General features: G+C 38.1%; 16 protein-coding genes and 1 tRNA gene. 8 read left to right on the top strand and 9 right to left on the bottom strand.

The window, feature by feature from the left end; genetic code table 11:
- Positions 1 to 272 precede the first annotated feature (272 nt).
- A tRNA-Val gene (locus ABMA78_RS03095) sits at positions 273 to 348 on the bottom strand.
- 118 nt (positions 349 to 466) lie between these two features.
- Positions 467 to 1405, bottom strand: a complete 939-nt coding sequence (gene folE2 / locus ABMA78_RS03090) for a GTP cyclohydrolase FolE2 (protein WP_021265930.1) — start codon at positions 1403 to 1405, stop codon at positions 467 to 469.
- A 240-nt stretch (positions 1406 to 1645) separates the two neighbouring features.
- On the opposite strand from folE2, the gene ABMA78_RS03085 reads away from it, so the two are divergent.
- Genes ABMA78_RS03085 through ABMA78_RS03075 form a run of 3 tightly spaced genes read left to right on the top strand, consistent with a single transcriptional unit; the run spans position 1646 to position 3273 of the window.
- Positions 1646 to 1855 (top strand): hypothetical protein, encoded by a 210-nt coding sequence (locus tag ABMA78_RS03085; protein ID WP_021266029.1) that lies wholly within the window; start codon positions 1646 to 1648, stop codon positions 1853 to 1855.
- 19 nt (positions 1856 to 1874) lie between these two features.
- Complete coding sequence (locus tag ABMA78_RS03080) at positions 1875 to 2711, top strand: hypothetical protein (protein ID WP_392856945.1); 837 nt, start codon at positions 1875 to 1877, stop codon at positions 2709 to 2711.
- A 1-nt stretch (position 2712) separates the two neighbouring features.
- On the top strand, positions 2713 to 3273 hold the full coding sequence (locus ABMA78_RS03075) for an AAA family ATPase (protein WP_392856943.1): 561 nt from the start codon (positions 2713 to 2715) through the stop codon (positions 3271 to 3273).
- A 340-nt stretch (positions 3274 to 3613) separates the two neighbouring features.
- Here the strand turns inward: ABMA78_RS03075 and arsH are convergent, their stop codons facing one another.
- The 6 genes from arsH to ABMA78_RS03045 form a co-directional block, all read right to left on the bottom strand.
- Positions 3614 to 4261 (bottom strand): arsenical resistance protein ArsH, encoded by a 648-nt coding sequence (arsH, locus tag ABMA78_RS03070; protein ID WP_392856940.1) that lies wholly within the window; start codon positions 4259 to 4261, stop codon positions 3614 to 3616.
- Positions 4261 to 5271, bottom strand: a complete 1011-nt coding sequence (gene arsB / locus ABMA78_RS03065; protein ID WP_392856937.1) for an ACR3 family arsenite efflux transporter — start codon at positions 5269 to 5271, stop codon at positions 4261 to 4263. Before arsB ends, arsH begins: the two co-directional genes overlap by 1 nt.
- 1 nt (position 5272) lies before the next feature.
- Entirely contained in the window at positions 5273 to 5689 is a 417-nt protein-coding gene (locus tag ABMA78_RS03060) for an arsenate reductase ArsC (protein ID WP_392856935.1), read from the bottom strand.
- Positions 5686 to 6102, bottom strand: a complete 417-nt coding sequence (locus ABMA78_RS03055) for a MerR family DNA-binding protein (RefSeq protein WP_392856933.1) — start codon at positions 6100 to 6102, stop codon at positions 5686 to 5688. Before ABMA78_RS03055 ends, ABMA78_RS03060 begins: the two co-directional genes overlap by 4 nt.
- Positions 6103 to 6659: 557 nt before the next feature.
- Positions 6660 to 7079 (bottom strand): PH domain-containing protein, encoded by a 420-nt coding sequence (locus tag ABMA78_RS03050; RefSeq protein WP_392856930.1) that lies wholly within the window; start codon positions 7077 to 7079, stop codon positions 6660 to 6662.
- Between the two features lies 1 nt (position 7080).
- On the bottom strand, positions 7081 to 8406 hold the full coding sequence (locus ABMA78_RS03045; RefSeq protein WP_392856929.1) for a dihydroorotase: 1326 nt from the start codon (positions 8404 to 8406) through the stop codon (positions 7081 to 7083).
- A gap of 56 nt (positions 8407 to 8462) precedes the next feature.
- Between ABMA78_RS03045 and cysS the strand changes: the two genes are divergently transcribed.
- From cysS to ABMA78_RS03030, 3 genes are all read left to right on the top strand, one after another.
- Positions 8463 to 9923 carry a cysteine--tRNA ligase gene (gene cysS / locus ABMA78_RS03040; protein WP_392856927.1) on the top strand — a complete coding sequence of 487 codons (1461 nt, stop codon included), beginning with the start codon at positions 8463 to 8465 and terminating at the stop codon, positions 9921 to 9923.
- 99 nt (positions 9924 to 10022) lie between these two features.
- On the top strand, positions 10023 to 10523 hold the full coding sequence (locus ABMA78_RS03035) for a hypothetical protein (protein WP_392856925.1): 501 nt from the start codon (positions 10023 to 10025) through the stop codon (positions 10521 to 10523).
- A 48-nt stretch (positions 10524 to 10571) separates the two neighbouring features.
- Entirely contained in the window at positions 10572 to 12692 is a 2121-nt protein-coding gene (locus ABMA78_RS03030; protein ID WP_392856922.1) for a patatin-like phospholipase family protein, read from the top strand.
- Here ABMA78_RS03030 and lgt read toward each other — a convergent pair.
- A complete protein-coding gene (lgt, locus tag ABMA78_RS03025) occupies positions 12682 to 13461 on the bottom strand; it encodes a prolipoprotein diacylglyceryl transferase (RefSeq protein ID WP_392856921.1) in 780 nt (259 codons plus the stop codon). The genes ABMA78_RS03030 and lgt overlap by 11 nt on opposite strands.
- A 57-nt stretch (positions 13462 to 13518) precedes the next feature.
- On the opposite strand from lgt, the gene priA reads away from it, so the two are divergent.
- Positions 13519 to 15555, top strand: coding sequence for a primosomal protein N' (gene priA / locus ABMA78_RS03020; protein WP_392856919.1), 2037 nt, complete (start codon positions 13519 to 13521; stop codon positions 15553 to 15555).
- 3 nt (positions 15556 to 15558) lie between these two features.
- Positions 15559 to 16152, top strand: a complete 594-nt coding sequence (locus ABMA78_RS03015) for a LysE family translocator (protein WP_392856917.1) — start codon at positions 15559 to 15561, stop codon at positions 16150 to 16152.
- Positions 16153 to 16255 lie beyond the last annotated feature (103 nt).

The raw sequence follows: 16255 nt of genomic DNA, 5'->3' as shown, positions 1-16255 counted from the left end.
TAGTTGAAATAGGCCGTAAATTTTTTCTCTGTTTGAGTGCTAATTCGTTCGACATTGTCCAATTGTGACAAGTTCTTCAGGACAAATTGGTTTGAAACGAGACAAATGGATTGTATTGAGAGTCTTAATTAATAAAAGTATTATTAATACAGAGTAATATTGAAGAATTAATTTTAACGAAGTTGATTTTAAAGAAGGTAGATTTTAGACAAAAAAAAAGAACTCTTTAGAGTTCCGATTTTTTTTCTTTTGAATGTGTACCACAAAAAAAGTGGTGGGCGATGACAGGATCGAACTGCCGACATCTACCTTGTAAGGGTAGCGCTCTCCCAGCTGAGCTAATCGCCCTCCGATTTGAAGTGGAGTTAGAATAAGGATTTCACTCTCACTTGTCAATACTATTTTTAAAAAAAGTTTAATTTTTTTTAAACAACAAGGCCTCTAAATAAGAGGCCTTTATACTTGATTAAATTTTTGGATTTTCTTTTCTGATGTATCCAACAGCATTGTGGCTGTGAAGACTTTCTAAGTGTTCAACCTTAGCTTGCCAGTCTAGAATCTCTTCAGCAGAGTTTAAAACCTCTGAGATACGTCTTGTTGAGTGCTCAACGAACATTGGGTTATCACCATTAAGAATAGCGAATGCCTGCTCATCAAGTCTCTTAACTAGAGATTGAGTTTCTGTTGGAAGAGCAATTCTCATAAGATCAACTAGATCTTCAAGATGGAAATTAGACTCTGCCTTATAAGTTGCAGTGATTGTTGCAACAGATCTTTGAGAGTGAGCAGAAGCAATACCACTTCCTTCAGTTGTCTCTCCATTTCTATACTGCTCTTCGTACTGCTTCGACATTGAAAGAGAACATGGACAAGTTGATGAGTATTCGTATTCCATTGTTAGGTTGATTAGAGGAATACCATCGCGTCCTTCAACACCTTCCATTGATACTTTATAGTATTGCCATCCCCAGTTTCCTGACTTTAGTGACTGTTGTTTAACAGGGTAGTTAAAGTCTAGAGTTAGGTGGGCCTGTGGAATTAGTGGCTCAGTATCGTAATCACGAAGATCCGTACGGTATCTTCTTAATACTGTTGCAAAGAATTGATTGTTAACATTCTTTTCTAGTCCTTCGGCCTGAAGGATATTACAGAAGCGAGACATATTTGCACCTGTCTTGTGTGCTTCTAAAAATACGAACATAGAAGCTTGTGCATCTGTTGATCTAACAGTTCCGTCTCTGTGTTCAAAATTTAAAGGGATGCGAAATCTCTCAATACCAACTTTTGGAATGGCGATATGAACTTCATTAGCTGTCTTTTGAAAGTCATTTAAACCTGTTTCATCTTTGATTTGGCAATTAAGGATATCTTCGCGGCTATTTCTAAGTGCTTCAATATTTTTCATGTGAGTCCTTTTGTTCCTTATACAGAGGTAGGTGTGGTCCAACCCTTGGTTTCATTAATAATAGCACGTTTTAACGTGTTCAAGCACTTTTGGCAAACGAACTCCGTAGTAATTATAAGGCTATACACTACTTGTATAGGTTCTTTATGAACGTAAGTTATTGATTTCTGGGAAATAACCTCATTTAATAAGCTTATTTTTTTTAAATAAGGTAAAATGGAATGTGACGAGGAGCTTGATATGAAGGAAAGATCCCTAAGAGTCGAAAATTTCATCAGATACTTTGGTGAGATTGAGGACGTCAAAAAACAGATTGAGTGTTGCCCTAAATGTGGGGCCAAGTTCACTGTGACTCATTTGGCCGATCACGACAACCTCTATATCCATGAAGAGGTGACTTGTGAGAACTGCACCTATGGAACAGAGGAAACACTCCACATACTGAACTAATTCAATTAAGGAAGATTAAGTGAAGTACACATTAATTATTGCTGTCATCGCCAGCCTTACGGTTGGTTTTTTTATTGGAAAATCTCAAACACCAAATCCTGAAATTCAAATTAAAGAAGTCGAAGTAATTAAAGAAAAAAAAGTTGAAGTGGTCAAAGAAATTCCTGTTATTGATAAAGCAGGGGATGAAGCCTTAGCGCAGGCCTTTACTTTATTTCTTGCGGCACTAGGACTTGAAAAAATAAAAGTAGATAAAGACGAAGTAAATGAGATTATGAAAGATCCGTCTGACTTCATTGCTCGTAATTCGATAAAAGAGAAGCTTGCGAAAAAAGTACAAAGTGATGAGGATGCCGAATCTCGTTGGAAGAAGCGACAAGAGAGACAAACTCAGAATAGAGAAGAAAAGCGAAAGATTAATGAGAATAAGCGATTCTTAAGTTTCCCTCCTATAAAGGAGCCTACTGTTTTCTTGGCAAAATCAAAAGTCATTAATGATGCAAAAGAGTTTAATAAACTTAATGGATCATATTCAGGTGTCATCCACTTCTTTGACGGTAAGTATAAAGGTCAAAAGCATCGCTTGGTATTAAATGTCGATTACTTTGCCTCTGATGATGGGAAGGGGACTGATGGGCAGTCGGAAATTCTCTTATATGACGAGAACGGAAAGAATTACTCTCACTCACGTGGAACTGGTGGAAATCGAAACTTCCTGCAAGGTGAAGATGGGTCATTCGTTGTGAAAATTGTCGATAATTCTTTTCTTCACTTTGTGACAAAGTATGGAATGAAGAATGCTAATTACTATGACGATGGAAAGCTTGTAGGAAGTGCTAAGCTTTTTGAGAATTAAAATGAGTAGTCCTCTTCTAATTATCATATCTGGCCTTCCTGCATCAGGTAAGACGACTATTTCAATTGAACTCGCAAAGGAGTTCTCATTGCCATTGATAGGAAAAGATACAATCAAAGAAAGCCTATTTGATAGCTTAGGTGTTAAGGATAGAGCATGGTCAAGAGAGCTTGGAAAAGCAAGTTATCCAATTCTATATTCTTTTATTGAAGCACAACTTAAGGCCTCTAAAAGCTTGCTCGTGGAGAGTAACTTCTCGAATAAATTTGATTCTCCAATATTAAGAGACTTTATTTCCAAATATAATGCAAAAGTGCTTACTATCTATTGTGAGTGTGATGGCAACGTCTTATTTGAACGTTTTAGGACAAGGGCCTTGTCTGGGAAAAGACACCCAGGGCATCAGGACCATTTGAATTTTGATGAGTTTAAGGTCTCACTCTCAAAAGGCAAAATTGAAAAGTTAGATCTAAATTGTAAGAGCGTTATCGTGAATACGACAAATTTTGATAACCTTGATCTACAAGAAGTGAAGGTGATTATCAAAGGGGTACTTTTTTAAGTTGTTGAAATTGCGAAGTGTTGATGTGGCCATCAGAAAATAAGTGAATTACGAACAGGATTTATGATAATATTCATAAGGTGGGACGAAGTTGCAGCTTCGCCCCCAAAGATCACTTTGACCAGCTCAAAATTAGAATCACAAATTCTAAAACGAGTATGATTAAAGTAATCACCCTTATGAAGTCCTCCATAACTTCTCCTTTTCTACAAGAGAGCTTCCTTCGTTGGAAGCAGAGAAATAGGTGGACTTCATCTTTATAATTAAAGTAATTTTTCTATGTAATTAAATGACGAAAAAATTGATGTTTTATTTCTTGAATGAAATGAACGTAAGACTATTACTTACGTTCACTATAGCGATCAACCAAGAAGTCTGCATGATCACGTGTTAGGTAGGTAAAGCGCATAAGCTCTTCCATCACATCGACGACACGGTCGCGAAAACTTGATTCCTTCATTGAACCGTCTTCTTCAAATTCTTGATAGGCCTTGGCCACTGAAGATTGATTTGGAATTGTTATCATGCGCATCCAGCGTCCAAGGACTCGCATGCTATTAGCTGCATTAAAACTTTGAGAGCCTCCGCTGACTTGCATAACTGCAAGTGTTCTTCCTTGAGTTGGGCGAACAGCACCGATTGAAAGAGGAATCCAATCAATTTGAGTTTTAAGTAGCCCAGACATATTTCCGTGAAGCTCAGGGGATGTCCAAACTTGCCCTTCTGACCATAGGCTTAGCTCTCTTAGCTCCTTTACTTTTGGATGCTCTACAGAACGATCGTAGTCATATGTCGGTAGGCCATCGGGATTGAAGAACTTAACTTCTGCTCCCATATGCTCAAGAATACGGCCAGCTTCTTCAGCAAGAAGTCTTGAGTATGAGCGCTCTCTTAATGATCCATAGAGCATAAGGATTCTTGGTTTATGCTCTAATGACTTTATCTTTTGCGTTTTTAAGTTGAATTTTTCGCTTTCTAAATATTTCATTAGTATCTCCATTTATTTGCAATCTTAACTAAACTTAGCATGACAGGCACTTCGATAAGGACACCCACCACCGTTGTTAGGGCCGCACCTGAGTTAAGACCAAAAAGAGCAATGGCAACGGCCACGGCAAGCTCAAAGAAGTTACTGGCGCCAATCATTGAACCAGGTGATAAAATATTATGTGGTAAGCACATCTTGCGACCAATTCCCCAGCTAACAAAGAAGATGAAGTAAGTTTGTATTGTTAGAGGAATTGCTATTAGTAGGATATGTAGTGGATTAGCTAAAATCTTCTCCCCTTGGAAGGCAAAGAGAAGAACAAGAGTTGTAAGAAGGGCCACGATTGAAATTGGCTTTAGTCTTGCCATAAAGACTTCACTAAACCATTTCATTCCAAATTTTTTAATTAAGACTTTATTTGCGATATAGCCTGCAATAAGTGGGATCACCACAAAGATGACAACGGAGCTTATAAGAGTGTCGTATGGGATCGAAATACTTGTTACGCCTAGTAAGAACTGAACAATAGGGATGAAGGCCACAAGGAGAATTAAGTCATTGATGGCGACTTGAACAAGTGTGTACTCCGGATCACCCTTTGTAAGATATGACCAAACAAAGACCATCGCCGTACAAGGTGCGGCTCCCAAAAGAATGGCGCCTGCGATATATTCTTGTGCGAGCTCTGGACTTAAGTAGGCAGCGTAAATCTTTGAGAAGAATAACCAAGCAAAGAAGGCCATGGTAAAAGGCTTAATAAGCCAATTGATGATAACAGTAAGGCTTAGGCCTTTTGGGTTCTTTCCAACATCTGCGATGGAATTAAAGTCGATTTGTACCATCATCGGAAAAATCATAAGCCACACAAGAATTGCAACAGGGATATTGACCGTTGCTATATTCATCTCACTTATAACAGTGATTGATGTTCCAAGAACCTTGCCTAAAACGATTCCAGCTACAATACAGATTGTGACCCAAATACTTAAATAGCGCTCAAAAAATCCCATCTTATAATCTCTCTTCTAAATTAATAATCATCTCTTTTATTTCATCTCTCACACGGCGATAGACTTGAAGAATTTCTTCTTCGTCATTAAGGTCTTTTGTGATGCGAGGAGGGTCATCAAATCCGATGTGAATGATCTTGCCATCTGGAAAGTAGGGACAATTCTCATTGGCATCAGAACAAACTGTGATGACAATATCTATTTGGGCATCAATTTCGTCCGTCGTATTTGATTCATGATTTGAAATATCGACACCGGCTTCTTTCATCACTTTGATGGCATAAGGATTGAGGCCATGCTTCTTTGTCCCGGCCGAATAGAAGTTATACTTGTCGCCTTTTAAGGCCTTGCCCCAGCCTTCGGCCATTTGGGAACGACAAGAATTACCAGTGCATAGAAAGAGGATATTCTTTTTCATTTTCTTTCCTTCTTAGTGAAGAAGCTATCTAGAATAGGGCAGTCACTTAGAGGCTGACTTTCATCAACACAGCAAGTGGCGAGACCCTCAAGAGACTTCTTCATTTTTTTTAGGTCTTTTATTTTTTCGTTAATTTCATTAATTTTGGCTTCTGTTCTTGATAGGACGTCACTGCATTTAGCGTGATTTTTTATCTTAAGGTCTAAAAGTTCTTTTGTTTCACTAAGTGTGAATCCTAACTCTTGTGATCTTTTAATAAACTTGATTCTAGTGATGTACTCATTAGGGTAGTGCCTAAAGGCTCCTTGCTTTTTAGGTTGGACGAGAATCCCTTTTCGTTCATAAAATCGAATCGTTTCAAGATTAACCCCAGAGGTATCGGCCAATTTTCCAATCGTTAGTTTTTCATTCATGCTCATAATATACACTCTGTACCATGGTACGGAGTCAAGGAGGTAGTGATAAATTGTTAAGATTTGGTTGAAAGTCTGGTACGACGATACTTTTGGCACTATCAAGAACTTAGACAATAAAAATAATAATATTCACCCAAATTCCAAAGAAATGTCTATATTCATCTTGGAAACTTAAAAATAATATCGAATTGGAAAAGAATTCAAATAAAAATATAAAAAAAGACAGATTTAATTTTCTAAGTAACTGAAAGTGCCAAAAGTATCGACGTACCGATTAGAAATTAAGTGAATTATTAATAGGATTTATGCTAAAATTCATAAGGTGGGACGAAGCTGTCACTTCGCCCCCAAAGATTACTTTGACCAACTTAAAATTAGAACAACAAATTCTAATATAAGTATGATCAAAGTTATCACCCTTATGAAGTCCTCCATGACCTCTCCTTAGGTAAGGGTCTCCTTCTTTGGAGACAAAGAGATATAGTAGGACTTCATCTTTTTAGTCGATTTAAATACTAATTAAAATTCTTAAAGCGTACGAGAAAGTGAATATTTCACTTATTTAAAGTGATTTTTATTTGAGGATTAATCTCACTGAGTTTTGAAAGAAATTGTTCGCGTCGCTCCGGAGAGATGACTATCGATTTCTTATGGCATTCGATTTTTATTCGATCAAGAGATAGTGCTGGTGCAGAAAGAAAGGTTCTCGTTTTCGAAACTTTCTTTATGGTGCTAATTGGTAGATGAGTTTTTAGAAAGAGGTTTGAAACGATTAATGTGTCTTTCGTTATTTCATAGTAAATACTGATATAGAGAAAGATAAGTATGCACATATAAAACAAGAGAAAGTAAATCTCGCTCCAATTAATAGTGTAGGAAGCAAGGAATACTGAAGTAAGACGAAAGATTGAACTCATCACTGGTAAGAGTAAAATAAGTGACGTTAGAGTATCGAGCTTACTTCGATAGCGCATTCTACTTTCCTCGCACAATCGGTTTGGCCTGAACCTTAATGGCCTTACCGTGATCCATGGCAACTTGTCCGCTGACAATTGTATAAGTCGGTGTTCCTTGAACTTCCATTCCATCAAATGGAGTCCAGCCAACTTTGGATGCTTGGTCTGCGTTTTTAATAGTAAAGCGCTTGTTCATATCAAGGATTGTTAAGTCGGCATCAATTCCTTCTTGAATAAATCCTTTATTAAGCTTGAAAAGCTTGGCCGGGTTTTCTGCTAGATATTTAACAATATCTTCTAGTGTCAATCGACCTGCTTCAACGTGAGTTAGCATTACTGGCAGCATCGTTTGCACTCCTGGCATTCCCGAAGGAGATGCTGGATATGGTTGATCCTTTTCTTCAAGAGTGTGAGGGGCGTGATCACTTCCAAAGACATCAATCACACCAGCTTTTAAACCTTCCCAAAGTCCATTTGTGTGATCCTTTGTGCGGATTGGTGGATTCATTTGCGCAAGTGTTCCGATCTTGTCATAGATATCTGGAGCAAAGAGAGTCAGGTGCTGAGGAGTGACCTCGATTGTACAATGCTCTTTTTGATCCTTTAAAAATTCGATTTCATCTTTTGTTGTCAGGTGAAGGATGTGAACCTTGCGCCCTGCTTTTTTTGCCACCTCGATAATCATCTTTGTCGACTCAAGGGCCGTCTGAGCATCACGCCATTTATAATGTGCGTGTACATCTCCATTGGCATTATCTCTAATGGCAACATTGGCATGAAGCCTTTCCTCACTCTCGCTATGCACTGAAATATGGCAGTCTAAGGTCTTGAAGATCTCAACTAATTTGTCAGTATCGTATAAGAGTAGATCGCCAGTAGAACTTCCAAGAAAGATCTTAACTCCAGAGCATCCAACCATATCTTGTGACTTCACAAGCTCATCTAAATTCTTTCCACTTGCTCCAATAAAGAAGCCAAAATTTGCATACGAAGTCTCACGGGCAATATCAACTTTAACTTGGGTTGCCTCAACACTTGTTGTTGCTGGCTTTGTATTTGGCATTTCAAAGAAGGTGCAGATTCCGCCAAGCACTGCTGCTTTAGAGCCGTGGGCAATGTCTTCTTTGTGAGTTAACCCAGGTTCGCGAAAGTGGACCTGTGAGTCGATAAGTCCTGGCAGAATATCGAGTCCCTGTGCGTCAATGACTTTCCCTGCATTATTTAACTCATCATCATTAAATTTAGCTAATTTTACTATCTTAGCGTCCTTTATTCCGATATCTTCTTGCCAGCTTTTTTGTGAAGAGTGTAGAGTGCCGTTTTTGATGATTAGGTCGAAAGTCATGACAGTTTTCCCTTTTTCGGTTATTCTATCTGCATAAAAAAATAGAGGAGTTGATAGTGTCACTAGTAGTTTACAATACTTTAACAAAGAAGAAAGAAACTTTTACGCCATTAGAAGAAGGCAAAGTTAAGCTTTATCTTTGTGGCCCAACAGTTTATGGACCGCTTCATATTGGAAATTTCCGTGGACCTATCTTTTTTAACTTCGCAAGAAATTGGATGGAGCATATCGGTTACGATGTAAACTTCGTATATAATTACACTGATGTTGATGACAAGATCATTAATAAGGCCAATGAAGAGGGTGTTGATTCACTTGAAATTTCTGAGCGCTATATTAAATATTTCCAAGAAGATTTTGGCCGCTTAGGGCTTCGTCCACATACGCATAATCCAAAAGTAACAGACTTTATTCCAGAGATTATTGAATACGTTCAAGGTATTATTGATAATGGTATGGCCTATGTTGTTGATGGTGAAGTTTTCTATGAAACAACGAAGCTTGATTCTTACGGAGAGTTGTCGGGAGTAAATCTAGACGAACTTAATTCGGGAGAGCGAGTCGAAGTTGACGAGCGCAAAAAAGACCCAAAGGACTTTGTTCTTTGGAAGCCTGCCAAAGCAGGTGAGCCGTCTTGGGATTCTCCATGGGGCAAAGGTCGTCCAGGTTGGCACATTGAGTGTTCTGCTATGATTAAGTCGATTCTTGGAAAATCAATTGATATTCACGGTGGTGGAATTGATTTAATTTTCCCACACCATGAAAACGAAATTGCTCAAGGTGTAGGATGTAATTCTTGTAAATACGTAAACTACTGGATGCATAATAACTTCATCAATATGAGTGGAGAGAAGATGAGTAAGTCCCTTGGGAATATCATCACTGCTCGTGCCTTCATGGATGAGTATCACCCAGAGATTTTAAAATATATCATGCTTTCAACTCACTACCGTTCAATGCTTGATGTGACTGATGAAAAAATTGATCAGGCCTTTGGTGGAGCGATTCGTGTTTACCGCGCCCTTCAAGTTGCAAAACATGCAGCTACTTTTGAAACAAATGAGAGTGCGAAAGTTAACAAGAAGCTTGCTGAAGATTTTAAGCGCCTTGACGCTAAAATTGAGAAAGCATGTAATGATGATTTCAATACAAGTGAGATGATGTCTGCCATTTATGAAGCAGTAAAAACATTCAATACATTAAATCTTGAGAAGAAAGCAAAAGATGTAAACTCAGCTCCAACGGCAATTGCATTCACTGAATGGATTGCTAAGTATGGAAAGATGAGTGCTCTTTTTGCCATGGACCCAGAACAATTCTTATCTGAGATCAAAGAAGTTCAAGTCAGAAGAAAGGGCATTGCTCTTGAAAAAGTTAATGAACTTCTAGCAAAGCGTGCCGATGCACGTGCTTCTAAAGATTGGGATGCAGCGGATGCGGCACGTGACGAATTAAACGCTCTAGGAATTGACTTCCAAGAAAGCGGTGACGAAGTGACGTGGTCAGTTCGTGTCTAATGGCCGAACACCAATTGTAATTGTTTCTTAAAAGACCTTTATATTCTCTCCTTGTGGTAATTTTATTTATATACGCAATTAACACGAGGAGAGATTTTCATGAAAAATCTAGTAATTTCAACAGCTTTAGTACTTTTGTCATCAAGCTCGATGGCCCAAATTAATTCTAAGCAATTTGTGGACTGCTTTGTTAAGGCCACAAATGAAGTGATTGCTGACCTTCACGTAAATGGATCTAAGAGTAAGAAGAAGAGGCTTTGCAAAGAGCTTTCACAAGAGATGGTTGATCGCCTAATCGAAAAATTCACAGTAATTGAAGGTGGAGAACTTAAGTACTACTCAGCAGATAGTATGGGTAAAGAGCGTATGATCGATATTTACGACTATATCAAAGATGATATGAGCTGTTATGGAGACGCTGTCGAAGGGCAGGGTGGTTCTCTAATTGGTGCTCTTGCGAATTCATTTGCTTATAATAAGAATTTAAAGCTAACTGATATGGCCCTTGATAAAATGGCCGGCCAAGATCTTTGGGACAAAGCATTTAGTCCAAGCATTTACAAAAATTTGAATGATTTAGACCTATCATATTGCAAGTAAGCTTAAGCTTTACTTGGCACAAATAGAGGAAGCAAATACAATACTAGAATGAATCGTTTTATCCTACTATTGAGCTTCCTCTTTTGTTTTCAACCTTTCGCAAAACAAGTCAGTACTGCCCTTGTCGTAAGTGGTGGTGTCTCCCTTGGCTCTTATGAGGGCGGATTTTTAAGTTACCTAACTGAATTTGAAAAATTAAACTACCAAGCTCAGCGTACTCCGCAAATTTATGCAGGAGCATCGGCCGGTAGTATGAATGCTCTGATTACTTTTCTTGAGGCCGGGAGAGTTCACGGGGGAGAGCATATTGTCAAAGATTCTCTCTTTTGGCGACTGTGGGTCCCTTTGGGAATCGATCGCTTAGCTGATGATAAGCAAATGTCGATGACGAATTTCTTATCAAAAAAACCAATTCAGGCAATGTACCAAGATGCACGTCAAATTTGGAATGAAGGATTACGAGATGATATCGACATTGTTTTTGGGATCACTCTAACTCAAAAGAAACCTGAGATTATTGAGGTTTATAAGGGTGGTAGAAAGTTTCCTCAAATGCTAAATGAGGCCATCTTTCGCATTCGTGGACGTGGTGAAGGGAAGCCTCCTATTATTGAAAATTATCCGATTGCCACTAATTCCACGAGACAAATTTACTTACCGTTTACTAAGAATCAAAATGATAATTTAACGAAACTACTACAAGTTATTGAAGCATCTGGGGCCTTCCCATTGGCCTTTAAACCTGTTGATATTGAGTATTGTAAGTATGAAGACTTTAAAAGAAAAAAGTCTTGTCCAAAGAAATCGATAACGAAGAGGACTTTTATTGATGGTGGAATGTTTAATAATATTCCATTAACAATCGTTAATAAAGTATCTAGGCACAGAGTCGCTAAGGATAATTTACTTCTTATTATTGATCCAAGTGATGAACACTTACTTTATGAAACACGAGAATTTCAAGGTAATGGTAAAGAAGTTGCAAAATACGTCCTCGATATTTTTGACAGCTTTATTGGTACGGCCCGTTCTCGTGAAACGATCGCATTTTATGAATCACCAAGCTTCTCTAATTCCATGAGTTCAACGGTCTCTCTGCCATTGGCCTCTTCTCCTATGTACGCTTTCTTTGGTTTCTTTGAAGAAGATTTTAGACGTTATGATTTCTTAGTCGGTTATGCTGATTCCAAAAAGTTTACAAGTGACTATATAGCAAAGAATCACTCTGGACAAAATTTTAAGATGCCAACTCGAATACAATTTGATCAAGATGAAGCCTGTATTGTGGATGTTGTTGAATCAAAGGATTTTGATCATATTTGTCTTGATAAATTGAATAAGAATTTAAAGACAATTCTTAGGGTCTCTGTTGCAAAGGTTATTGAAAATTGTGAGCAAGGACTAGAGCTAAAACTATGTCATAGAAAAGAGTCGTTAAAAAAGAGTCGCTTATTTGAAAGTCGCTATGAAGATTTTAAATTCAAAGAAAATGAGAATGTTACTCAATATACTTTAAGAAAGCTTAAGGATGAAAGTTTTCTTTTTAACGAACTACATAAGACAGAGAAGAGGATTAATCGAAGTGATGCGCCTTATTTAGTGATAAACAAACTTCATACTTCAATCGAGTCCTATACTGACAAGTTAAATGCTACGGAGAAATTTGTCGCGAAACTTGGATCAAAAGCATACCTCGATTCGATCTATTATATTCCTTATGATTCATACTTCTCTATTGACTTGGGGACACTTGCTGAAATCTCATATTCTCATGCAATTGATGACTATTCTCGTGGAATAAAGAGTTGGCGTTGGAGTGTAGGGTTTATGTTAAATTCTGTTATGGACTTCCAAGAATCTAAGGATGATGACAATGTCTTTATTCCCAATATTGGAATCGAGAAAACGATGCTTAGCTGGTCTGATGAAGTTTTACAGGTTTCATTAGGGCTACGTGGTGGTTATATGTTTTCAAGTGCCGATAAGTATGGCTCAACTAATTGTGAGACAACACGTGCAAATTTTAAGGCCTGCTCTGGAGTCTATGGCCAATTCTATCCACTTTTTACAATATATGAAAAAGTACGAATTAAGCCATTCGTGCACTATATTCACGCAAATGAGAATAAAGAATTTGGAACAGGTCTAGAGCTTGGACTTAACCTTTAGTCACAGGCTTATAAAGAACTAAGATAATCCCAACAATAATAAGTGGGATACTTAGGATTTGTCCCATATTAAGGGCCATACCTTGTTCAAATGCCACTTGGTTTTCTTTAAAGAATTCCACAAAGAAGCGCCAAGAGAATCCTCCAATAAAGATAATTCCTAGGAAGCGTCCAGATTGCCATTTATTGTGAAACTTCGAATAGAGGTAGTACACAAGTCCAGAAATGGCAAAGAAGCCGAGTGCTTCATAGAGCTGAGTAGGGTGGCGAGCAATATTATCTGCGCGAACAAATTTAAACGCCCATGGAAGATTTGTTGGGTGTCCAAAGATCTCAGAGTTCATGAGATTTCCAAGTCTAATAAATCCACCAGTCATAAGGGCCGGGGCCGCAACGAGATCAAGAAGCCACATCAGAGGAACATCTTTAACTCTTTTCTTGAAGGCATAAATAGAAACAATTACACCAAGAAAGCCTCCGTGGCTTGCTAGTCCACCTTTCCATACATAGAGAATCTCAAGTGGATTACTTAAGTAATAGCCTGGCTCATAAAAGAGACAGTGACCTAAACGTGCGCCTACAACACAGCCTACGATCATATAATTTAAAAGTGAGCTAACTTCGTCTGTCGTAAAGTTTTTTTCTTTAATAAGATAGCGGCGACAATAGCGCTCACCAATAAAGAAACCAACGATAAACATTAGTGAATAATAACGAACAGCGATCGGTCCGATTCTAAAAATTTCTGGATCAACATTCCATGTAATCATATACTTATTGTATGATGATAGTGTAGGTTTTACACTTACTTTTTATTTTAAATTCTTATGCAAGACGTTAATACACTAAACGCTCAACATTATTGCCAAGTCGCGGTTGATTATCCAAAACTTCCAAGTGTTCTTACATATAAGACCTTAGGAGAGGAAATTCCTGTTGGTACCCTCGTGGAAGTCCCTCTCGGTCGAAGAAAGGCCAAGGGTGTTGTTGTGCCGTTTACGATCTCGCAAAAGGAATTAGAAGAGACAATAACTAAGTACAAGTTAAAACCAATCAATGAAGTCCTAGCTCCTGAGTTTGCTTTATCAGAGAGTGAAATGAAGCTCTACGATTGGATGTCTCGCTACTACCACTATAATTTAGGACGTCTTGCTTGGGATTGTTTACCGAAAATTTTAAAACGCCCACGAGAAGTTGAAACTCAGTTTGGTGATAACCAAGACTTTGAACACGAGCTATCGCCATTACAAAAACCGGTTTATGAAAGTATCAATGCAAAACTAGATCTTGGTTTTGATCGCTTTCTCGTTCATGGTGTTACTGGCTCCGGTAAAACTTTAATCTATCTTCACTTGATTAAGAATGTCTTAAAGAAAGGAAAGAGTGTTCTCTTCCTACTTCCTGAAATTAACTTAACGCCTCAGTTTATGGAGACGTTTAAAAAATATTTAGACTGCCCAATTCTTCCTTACCACTCTGGAGTAACACCTTCTCACAAGAATGCTATTTGGAAGTTCTTAAAAAAATCAGATCGACCAGTTCTTTTAATGGGAGTGCGTTCAAGTGTTTTCCTACCTGTTGAAAATCTAGGTCTTGTTATAGTTGATGAAGAGCACGATAGCTCATTTAAGCAAACAGATCGCTGTCCTTATAATGGGCGTGATGTTGCCATTAAGAAAGCACAGCTTTTTAATGCTCCAGTTGTTCTTGGAAGTGCAACACCTTCGCTTGAAAACTACTATACTTTTTCAAAGCTTAAGCCAGAGAATTACTTCTCGCTTGAAAAAAGGGTTGCCGGTGGTTTTCCAGATATTGAGTTATTAGACTCACGCTCACACGGTGCTAAGAAAGATATGGATGCATTATCAATTTGGCCTTTTGAAAAGAAGTCAATTGATATGATTAGTGAAGCCTTAGATCGAAAAGAGCAAGTACTGGTTTTTGTAAACCGTCTTGGTTTTTCTAACTATCTCCAATGCCGTGGTTGTGGTTATAAATTTGAAGATCCAAATACAGGTGTTCCTCTAAGATATTTTAAGAATAAAAATATTCTTTCAAGTTCACATTCTGATTATCAAATCCCACGACCTGAGATTTGTCCTGAGTGTGGCAATATGAATCTTCTGCAAAAAGGTTTTGGAACAGAAAGATTACAAGAAGTCTTACAAGACTTTTTTCCGACTAAGAAAATTGAAAGATTTGATCGCGATGAGATTACAAATCTTGAGAAGCTAGAAGATAAGCTTGGCCGCTTTCACAAAGGTGAGATTGATGTCTTTGTAGGGACTCAAATGCTTTCAAAGGGCCATAACTTTAAGAAGGTAAACCTAGTTCTGATCTTGGGAACAGATTCAATGTTAAATTTTCCTGACTTTAGGGCCATGGAAAAAGCTTATCAGATGATTGTCCAGATTCTAGGACGAGCGGGACGCTATTCAAATCACGCTAAGGTTGCGATTCAAACGATGCTTCCTGATAATACAATGTTTGACTTTATCAAATCACATAGCTTTTCTGGCTTTTATGATTTTGAGTTAACAACACGTGAGTTTGGACTTTTTCCTCCTTATACGAAGATGGCCAATATTCATGTTTCAGGTAGAGATCGTGACAAGATCATTGCGAATCTCTCTAGCGAAATCCACAAGCTACGTGGCCTTATGGATCAACTTGGCATCGATGGCCAGGTCTGGGGCCCAACTCCTGCCATGATTGAAAGACGTGCGAATATGTTCACGTGGAGTATGTCTTTGATGTGTAAGAATGGGGGAGAGCTCAATCAGGTCTTGCAGATTTTTCGCGCCCAAAATAAGATCGACTATTCTTTCTCCGTAAAGATCGATGTCGACCCAATGGATACTTAATTTATGATTACAAAAATATTAACTAGTTTCTTCTTTATCGTTGCACCTCTTTGTTATTCTCCTGGGCCTGCAAATGTTACCTTGGCCGGACTTGGTGGAACTTATAGTTTTAAGAAAACACTACCTTTTATTCTTGGGCTTTGGCTTTCGACAATCTCAGGTCTTCTGATCTGTCTCTATGGTGCGACTGATTTCATCATGAAGCATGAGAAGATCATGACATACTTACCAATCTTTGGCGCTTTATACCTTTTCTATATGGCCTACAAAAGTCTTACGAATGTGAAGGAAGTAAAGGTTAATAACGAAGAAGAAAATTCGAAAGGTCCTTCGTTTTTGGAGGGAGCAATTTTTCAGGCCCTCAATCCGAAGTTCTTAGTTTTCACAATCAGTGTTTACTCACCATTTTTAAATGAAGGTAAACTCTTTCTTACACTTTTTAGTGCGGTCATATTTTTTGGCGGAGCCAGCGCTCATTTACTGTGGTTCTTTATGGGTAATCGCTTGGCCCATGTCCTTGGTGGAAAGAAGGCCCAGTACTTCTTTAGTTTTTTACTCGTTGCAGTAGGACTGTGGATGATCTCGACTTCTTTCTAAGTTATTGATATTACTTTAGGTATTAGTATAGACTCATTCTTTAAAAACTATTTCTATTTACAAACTGCTTGCTAAATCTAAATAACGCAAGTAGATATAGGGC

Origin of the sequence: Halobacteriovorax sp. RZ-2, assembly GCF_043196685.1 — a bacterium.
Taxonomy (GTDB): Bacteria; Bdellovibrionota; Bacteriovoracia; order Bacteriovoracales; family Bacteriovoracaceae; genus Halobacteriovorax_A.
The sequence above is the reverse complement of the archived record's forward strand: the minus strand, read 5'-3'. Positions and strand labels throughout refer to the sequence as shown.